General features: G+C 68.8%; 4 protein-coding genes. 2 read left to right on the plus strand and 2 right to left on the minus strand.

The features are described 5' to 3' along the window. Both I003_RS33825 and I003_RS33830 read right to left on the minus strand, forming a co-directional pair. On the minus strand, positions 1-328 hold a 328-nt coding region (locus I003_RS33825), incomplete at its 3' end, for an LLM class flavin-dependent oxidoreductase (RefSeq protein ID WP_037722181.1). Between the two features lie 318 nt (positions 329-646). Next, complete coding sequence (locus I003_RS33830; RefSeq protein ID WP_051368617.1) at positions 647-1,099, minus strand: peptidoglycan-binding domain-containing protein; 453 nt, start codon at positions 1,097-1,099, stop codon at positions 647-649. Between the two features lie 457 nt (positions 1,100-1,556). Here I003_RS33830 and I003_RS33835 point away from each other — a divergent pair, with 457 nt between their 5' ends. Together I003_RS33835 and I003_RS0129215 are read left to right on the plus strand one after the other, a co-directional pair. Continuing rightward, positions 1,557-2,297 (plus strand): hypothetical protein, encoded by a 741-nt coding sequence (locus I003_RS33835; protein ID WP_158689050.1) that lies wholly within the window; start codon positions 1,557-1,559, stop codon positions 2,295-2,297. Between the two features lie 389 nt (positions 2,298-2,686). Then, a partial coding sequence (locus tag I003_RS0129215) for a sulfite exporter TauE/SafE family protein (protein WP_027774681.1) occupies positions 2,687-3,159 on the plus strand: 473 nt, incomplete at its 3' end.

Genomic DNA, 3,159 nt, shown 5'->3' on the forward strand with positions numbered 1-3,159 from the left:
CCCCCGCGGCCTCGAAGTCCGTACGCACGTACCCGGCGCCGAGGCCGATCTCCAGCCGCCCGTCGGTGAGCCGGTCCGTGGTCGCCACCTCGCGGGCGAGCAACGCGGGATTCCAGAAGCATGCGTTGAGGACGTAGGTGCCCAGACGGACCCGTTCGGTGGCGCGCGCCGCGGCCACCAGGGAAGGGAACGGGGCGGGCTCACCTATATGGTCGGGGACGTGGACGACGTCGTAGCCGAGTTCCTCGGCCCGGCGGCTCTTGGCCGCCCACTGCGTGTTCGACGCTGACTGTAAGAGAGTGACTCCAAACCTGAACTTTCGGGACATTTCAGTCTCCTGAAGGTTGTGTGCAGGTCAATGGTGCCGTTCGGCGACGCTACCAGCCCCGGCTCCTGCCGTACTTGAGCCGCCCAATAGGCAGCGCCCCCACCCCTGGTCACAGCTTTTCCCCACCGCCCGCCCCCACACCCCGAGCCCTTTCACACACACCGCACCCACCCCACAACCTCCGCCCACCCAGGGCCACCCACATCAAGCCACCCGGGACGCGGCCCGTCGCCGGGACACACGGAAAGTCCCGCAGACGATGTCTGCGGGACTTCCGCCGGATACACACCCGCCAGGATCCGAACCCACATCCGCCCCTCAGCCCATGAGGGGCCACATCTGGGTTCCACAGACCCCGTCGACGACAATCTCCGGCGCGCCCGTCTGCTGGTATTCCTTCAGCGCGGCGGTCGTCTGTGGTCCGAAAACGCCACTGATGGGCCCGGGATCGAACCCCAGCCGCCGCAGGCACCGCTGAAGCAGCGCCACGGCCCCACCCGTGTCTCCTTCGCTGAGAACGGGGATCCCCTGGAGGTCTTCTGCCGGGAGCGCTTCCCATGTCACCGGCCCGACGACACCGTCCGCCGCAATTCCATGCGCGGCCTGAAAACCCTTGACCGCAGTGCCCGTCTCAGCCGTATAGCCACCGTTGACGGGCCCGTTATAGAACCCCTCCCTTTGAAGGGTTCTTTGAAGCAGCTCGACGCTATAGTTGGGGCCGGGCCGCTCGATTCCCGGTATCCCCCCGGGGAGGGTGTGGTACGGCAGCATCGCTTTCCTCCACGCGGGCGCTGGTGTGCGTCTGTTTGCAGCATCTCACGGCGGGCCGGGGCCCGCATGTCGGAAACCCATTCCTCTCTGCGCATCGTTGCATTGCACGTTCTCTCGCTGAGGCCCACGAATTCCGCTGCCCTGAGTGCATAACGGCGGAGCAGCCCAGTCCGGCCGAGCCTCGGGAGGAAACCAGAGCCGCGATCCCCCATGCATGGAAGAGAACCGCACGGACGCCCTACGTGAACGACGCCGAACCGCGCTGCCTGCCCCGATTGCGCCCGATCTGCTGTGCCCACGAGTCTGGACACCGGTTGTCCACAGCCCGCTGATTGCCTGCATCCGGCAGGGATGCACCGCGCTGACCTGCCAGCATCCCTGATGACGTTGCAGGTTCCGGGCAGGGGAGGATAAGCCGACGGGACGGGGCGCCGGCCTGCTGGGGGTGGAGTGCGAGATGACCGGTCTGCGAGAAGTGACGGCCTTCCGGGCTGGAGTGACGCGGGTCCTGGGGCTGCTGGTGATCGTGGTGTCCGTGGCCCTGGCCGCGGGCTGCGCCCTCGCGTTCACCGACTGGCTGCCCGCCAAGGTCGCGCGATACGAGGAGTACCGCGCAGCCGAACGCTGCCCGGCCAACTCGACGCCAGATGCGCGGTGGGAGGACTGCCTGCGGGAGATCGAACTCACCGTCGTGCACACGACGGTCCGCGGAGGCAAGAGCAGCAAGTACCGGGCGACCGTGGACAGCAAGCGGTTCCACGGCGAGCTGCACTTCGGCGACCCCGGACCTCTCCTGAACACGCTCCAAGAGGGCGACAGAGCCGTCGGCACCGTCTGGCGCGGCGACATCGTCGCACTCACCAAGGGCACGATCCGGCAGAAGACTTCCGACGAGCCGCGCGACGAGCCCCAGATGATCGCCGCCGGAGGCACGGGCCTCGGCCTGCTCGCGGTGACCGGCCTCGTCTTCGGCGCGGCACGCATCGTCGCGCCGCGCGACCCCGGCCCTCTCACCTGGAGCAGGTCCGGCAAGAGGCTGTTCTTCACCAACCTGGCAGCCACCCTCGGCGTGGGGCTGCCCGCAGTGTGGCTCGGCGTTCCGTGGCCACTCGTGCCGCCGGTGATCGTGGCGGTCGTGCTGGGTGTGGACTTCATACTCCGGGGCATCCGGAGATCCGCCGAGGCAGGTGCGCAATGAAGGGCCGGCGGGCTCCCTGGCACGCATGCCAGGGGGCGGGGCCGGCCCGGCACCCGGCCTCTTCAGGAATGACAACTGACTCGATCACCTGAAACCACAAGCATCGGACCGGTTCGCCTGAACGTGGACCACATCCTCGGAGACGGGACACTGCACTCACACCTTCGGCCCCGACCCCCGACATGCGTCGCGACGCATCACCTCCTCGCGCCTCACCCCGCCCAGCCCACGCAGGCCAGCGCAAGGGCGGACGACTACCTTCGGTGAGACAGGACAACCTCCGCGGGAGGAGGTTGGATCAGGGAAGGGCCGATGGTCACGAGAACGAGAGGCACCTGAGCCGGAGCCTGCACCGGGCACCGAGCAGGCCGCCCGGCGAGGGGGTGTTCGTGGACTGGTCGATGGGGCTCCTCGGGTTCGCCGCAGGGCTGCTGATCTCCGTGGTCACGGCGCCGGTGGGTGTCTCCGGAGCGGTCTTTCTGCTGCCCGTCCAGGTCAGCGTGCTGGGCGTGCCGAGCCCGGCGGTCACACCTACGAACCTTCTCTACAACGTCGTCGCCGGCCCCGGCGCCCTCTTCCGTTTCTGGCGGGCCGGCCGTCTCGGCGGGCCGCTGACCCGCCTGCTGATCGCCGGCACCCTGCCCGGCATCGTCCTCGGCTCCGTGATCCGTGTCTTCGCCGTACCCGGCCCGCGTGTCTTCCGCCTGCTCGTCGCGGCGCTCCTCCTGCCGCTCGGACTGTGGTTGTGGTGGCGGACCGTACGCCCAGCGCAGGCCCGTGCCCCGCGCCCGCTCTCGCCACCCGCCATAAGAACGCTGGCCCTGGTCGTCGGCGTGGTCGGCGGCGTCTACGGAATCGGAGG

This window comes from Streptomyces sp. CNQ329, from assembly GCF_000482585.1.